Origin of the sequence: Shewanella sp. P1-14-1 (assembly GCF_001401775.1) — a bacterium.
In the GTDB taxonomy this organism is placed as follows: Bacteria; Pseudomonadota; Gammaproteobacteria; order Enterobacterales; family Shewanellaceae; genus Shewanella; species Shewanella japonica.
This window is the reverse complement of the sequence record NZ_LKTL01000050.1, coordinates 1-4395: the sequence shown is the minus strand read 5'-3', so window position 1 is coordinate 4395 and position 4395 is coordinate 1. Positions and strand designations below refer to the sequence as shown.

General features: G+C 39.8%; 4 protein-coding genes, 3 tRNA genes and 1 rRNA gene. 7 read left to right on the top strand and 1 reads right to left on the bottom strand.

Annotation, left to right across the window (positions count from 1 at the left end):
• From rrf to birA, 3 genes are all read left to right on the top strand, one after another.
• Window positions 1–96: ribosomal RNA gene (rrf, locus tag AN944_RS20725) — 5S ribosomal RNA — on the top strand; the annotation flags it as partial.
• Between the two features lie 587 nt (window positions 97–683).
• Complete coding sequence (gene murB / locus AN944_RS20720) at window positions 684–1697, top strand: UDP-N-acetylmuramate dehydrogenase (protein WP_144430240.1); 1014 nt, start codon at window positions 684–686, stop codon at window positions 1695–1697.
• Window positions 1697–2659 carry a bifunctional biotin--[acetyl-CoA-carboxylase] ligase/biotin operon repressor BirA gene (gene birA, locus AN944_RS20715; protein ID WP_055026545.1) on the top strand — a complete coding sequence of 321 codons (963 nt, stop codon included), beginning with the start codon at window positions 1697–1699 and terminating at the stop codon, window positions 2657–2659. The genes murB and birA overlap by 1 nt, the downstream gene beginning before the upstream one ends.
• A 9-nt stretch (window positions 2660–2668) precedes the next feature.
• Here birA and coaA read toward each other — a convergent pair whose 3' ends face one another.
• Window positions 2669–3619 carry a type I pantothenate kinase gene (gene coaA / locus AN944_RS20710; RefSeq protein ID WP_055026544.1) on the bottom strand — a complete coding sequence of 317 codons (951 nt, stop codon included), beginning with the start codon at window positions 3617–3619 and terminating at the stop codon, window positions 2669–2671.
• A gap of 220 nt (window positions 3620–3839) precedes the next feature.
• Here coaA and AN944_RS20705 point away from each other — a divergent pair.
• The 4 genes from AN944_RS20705 to AN944_RS20690 all read left to right on the top strand — a co-directional run.
• Window positions 3840–3915, top strand: a tRNA-Thr gene (locus AN944_RS20705).
• A gap of 7 nt (window positions 3916–3922) precedes the next feature.
• Window positions 3923–4007, top strand: a tRNA-Tyr gene (locus AN944_RS20700).
• 35 nt (window positions 4008–4042) lie between these two features.
• Window positions 4043–4116: transfer RNA gene (locus AN944_RS20695), tRNA-Gly, on the top strand.
• Window positions 4117–4305: 189 nt separating this feature from the next.
• Window positions 4306–4395: GTP-binding protein (locus AN944_RS20690; protein WP_021438671.1), on the top strand; the 90-nt coding region annotated here is incomplete at its 3' end.

Below are 4395 nucleotides of genomic sequence, written 5' to 3'. Positions count from 1 at the left end.
GGTACCACCTGATCCCATCCCGAACTCAGTAGTGAAACGCAATCGCGCCGATGATAGTGTGGGGTCTCCCCATGTGAAAGTAGGTCATTGCCAAGCGCCTAATTTCTCTTTTAAGAGAGTCGAGAAAGCCCTGACTTAATAGTCAGGGCTTTTTTCGTACATAGCTAGTCAAAATTTAGTACAGCTAAAGATGGTGTGGACAATGTGCCCATGTAAAAGTAGGTCACTACCAAGTGCCTAATTTTTCTTTTAGAGAGCAGATAGCCCGTTACTCATGTAACGGGCTTTTTTGTGTCTGATTGTTAAGTAACTTGAGTGCAACTAAAGACAGTGTGGTCAATATGCCCATTTGGAAGTAGGTCATTGCCAAGCGCGTAATTTCTCTTTTTAAGAGCAGATAGCCAGTGACTAACTCAATGGTTTTTTCGTGTATAAATGATCTTAGTATTGTGAAAGATAGTGTGGATGATATGCCTATAGTTTAAAAGACTTTATTCGGACTGTCTCGAGGTGTCACTAATAATAACAGCTCATTCCTTTCATTGAACCCTCAGGTTTATTATTGATAAACAGGCTATTAGTGGCTTATTAGGCGTTAACTATTTTGGCTTTCTTACGATTAGTCATATGCATGTTCACAGGGTACAATATTCACATAACCATTATTAGTACAAGTCATTTATATGTCCGCAAGCTTAAAGCCTTTAAATACCCTTTCTTTGAATCAAAATTCCCTAATGCTTGTTGAGGCAAACTCTGTTTCGGATCTCATTCGATATATAAAACAAGCAAAAGAAATGGGCGTTCCGTATATGATCATAGGTGGTGGTAGCAATATCGTTTTTACCTGCGATTATGAAGGGATGATCATTAAGCTGATCAATAAAGGCATCGTTATTTCTGAGGATAATGAAAATGTCTATTTAACTGTGCAGGCAGGCGAAAATTGGCATGAACTCGTTCAGTTTACTTTGGATAAGGGCTATTTCGGGTTAGAAAATTTAGCATTGATCCCTGGTTCGGTGGGCGCAGCTCCAATTCAGAATATTGGTGCATATGGAGTTGAAATAAACCAGTTTTGTAATGAAGTCACTTACCTTAATACTGATACTTTCAGCGAGCATACACTTGCAGGTTCTGAGTGTAAGTTTGATTACCGTGATTCAATTTTCAAAAAACAATTAAAAGAGATTGCAATCATTACGTCAGTTAAATTAGCCATCCCCAAAAACTGGCAAGCAAATCTAAGTTATGGACCACTTAACCACTTAAATAGTCAGACAGTGAGTGCTAAAGAGATCTATGAGACTGTATGTGCTGTACGCACAAGCAAGTTACCGGATCCCTGTAAACTTGGTAACGTTGGCAGCTTTTTTAAGAACCCAATTATCGAAGCAGAGCAATACATCAGTTTATTGAAAAAGTTTTCTGATTTGGTCGGGTATGCACAAGCTGATGGTCGTATTAAAGTTGCTGCAGGTTGGCTTATAGATGAAGCTGGCCTTAAAGGGTATATCTTGGGCGGCGCGGCAGTCCATAGCAAGCAAGCGTTGGTGATAGTTAATATTAATCAAGCAACTGGTGACGATGTACGAAAACTGGCGCATCATGTTATTGACACTGTTTATAATAAGTTTGGTATCAAACTGGAGCCAGAACCAAGAATAATAGGTTCACACGGAGAGGTGGAATTGTAATGACAGAGCATTGGAGCAAAAAGAAGCAAATCATTAAGCTGCTGGATCATTGTCGTTATACTTCTGGAGAAATGATTGCACAAGAAGTTGGATTATCTAGGACTGCAGTGAATAATCACATAGCGCAGTTAGCTGATTACGGGATTGATATATACAGCGTAAAAGGTAAGGGTTACAAGTTATCGAAAGCTCTGCCTTTATTTGATGAATCCGTACTTATAAACAGGATTGAAGATAGGTGTTTCTTTTTTGATGAAATAGCCAGTACCAATGCTTTCTTACTGCAGCACTCTGATGAACTAGATAGTGGTGATATTTGCATCGCGGAATATCAGTCAGCAGGCAGGGGGCGTAGGGGACGTCAATGGGTATCACCTTATGGTCAACATGTTTACGGTTCACTCTATTGGCGCATAAACCAGGGAATGAATGCCGCAATGGGGTTAAGCCTAGTTATTGCGTGTTCTATCGTGTCAACGCTAAGAACATTTGGTGTTGAAGGTCTTGGATTGAAGTGGCCAAATGATATCTACAAAGACAATAAAAAACTAGCAGGTATCTTGATTGAGCTATCTGGTCAGTCTATGGACGAATGTAATTTGGTCATTGGCTTTGGTATTAATATGAGTATGCCGGCTCAACAGGCTGAAAAAATAGATCAGCCTTGGAGTGATTTATCTTCTCTGGATACAATGCCCGATAAAACTAACCTACTCCTAGCACTCCATAAACAATTAAAGTTAGACCTAGCAAAGTTTGAAGTATCTGGTTTAACGGAGTTTATTCCGCTCTGGCAACAATATGATCTGTTTTACGACAAAGAAATTGAGTTGGTCATGTCACCTAAGTCAATTGTAGGTGTTTGCAAAGGGATTGACTCGCAAGGTGGCGTTATTTTGGAAACCGATGGCGTTCAAACCGCCTATATAGGTGGAGAGATTAGCCTACGCGGTACGCTATAATCTACGAGGTTATTTTCGTAGTAAAACGCGGTTTACCAAATGATTATCTCCTTTTTTAAGGATCAGGTGAGCGCGTTCACGACTTGGTTTGATATTGGACTGGAGATTTGGGCCGTTAATCGTATCCCAGATATTAGCTGCGGTCTCATTGGCTTGTTGATCTGACAAGTTTGAATAGTGATGAAAAAAGGATTTCGGATCACTAAAAGCACCTTGACGAAATTTTCTAAAACGTTGCAGATACCATTCTTTTAGAAGCACTTCATCTGCATCTACGTAAATTGAAAAATCCACATAATCAGATAAAAAACTGCTGCGACTTTCAGGTGATTGATCTAAGCCAGTTTGAAGTACATTTAAACCTTCGATAATTAAGATGTCTGGTTGGTTAATTGGTTGCACTTGGTCAGTAAGTCGGTCATAGGTGATATGAGAGTACAGTGGCGCATTAACTTGCGGTTGACCTGCTTTAATAGCTGAAATGAAATCAATGAGCATCTTCATATCATAGCTTTCTGGAAAGCCTTTTCGCTTTAATAAGTTTTTAGCTTTTAACTCTGCCAAAGGATACAGAAATCCATCGGTAGTGACTAACTCTACTTTAGGGTGTTGGGGCCAACGCTGTAAAAGCGCTTGTAGAATCCTTGCTGTGGTGCTTTTACCAACAGCGACACTACCAGAAATACTGATAATGTAGGGAGAGTTACGTGGTTTATGATTGAGGAATTGATCTAATACTACACTGCGCTGCTGTTGAGCGTCGATGATCAAGTTTAAAAGACGACTTAACGGTAAATAAATATCTGTCACTTCATCTAAAGACAGTTGCTCGTTCATGCCTTGTAAGCGGGCAAGTTCGTCTTCACTTAGTGTAAGAGGGACTGAATTACGAAGCTCAGACCATTGCTTACGCCCAAATGAATGATAAAGTGTTTTATGTATTGGTTTATTTACTGTCATAACGTCCTTTCCTTAGGTCAGGCACAGTACACCAACAAAATATATTCAACAATAAAAAACTGAACTTAGTTAATCACTAACTTTCAAATCGCTTGATTTTTATGCGTGAGTAGCTAATAAAGCCCAAAAAAACGGCATTTAAGACTTTTTTTAGCTTTTTTATGCATTTTCTATTGCACTTGTGCCAACATTTACCTAATATCCGTTTCCGAAATGATTAGCCGGCATAGCTCAGTTGGTAGAGCAACTGACTTGTAATCAGTAGGTCCCGAGTTCGACTCTTGGTGCCGGCACCATTTTTCTGGAGGGGTTCCCGAGTGGCCAAAGGGATCAGACTGTAAATCTGACGGCTCAGCCTTCGAAGGTTCGAATCCTTCTCCCTCCACCATTTTTTAAAGGTAGTTAGGTAGCCTTTCAGGTTGCGCGGATGTCGTATAATGGTATTACTCCAGCCTTCCAAGCTGATAACGCGGGTTCGATTCCCGCCATCCGCTCCAAATTGCTGAATGACTTGATTGATTAATGGTTCAGATAACTGAATTGTTGATCAGTCAAATCCTTTAAATCAGCACCTCCTGTCTTATGCTAAGCTTAATCACCATAACTAATCGATTCGATGTCATTTTATGCATCGGATTTTTTCTATATGTGTTTTCATTACCAAGAGTCTGGATTGAGGCAATATCATGGCTAAAGAAAAATTTGAACGTAGTAAACCACACGTAAACGTGGGTACAATTGGTCACGTTGACCATGGTAAAACTACTCTAACAGCA

Bases quoted from the DNA above. Each gene is read 5' to 3' on its own strand.
- birA (WP_055026545.1), top strand. From the start codon at position 1,697: ATGACAGAGCATTGGAGCAAAAAGAAGCAAATCATTAAGCTGCTGGAT.
- murB (WP_144430240.1), top strand. From the start codon at position 684: ATGTCCGCAAGCTTAAAGCCTTTAAATACCCTTTCTTTGAATCAAAAT.
- coaA (WP_055026544.1), bottom strand. From the start codon at position 3,619: ATGACAGTAAATAAACCAATACATAAAACACTTTATCATTCATTTGGG.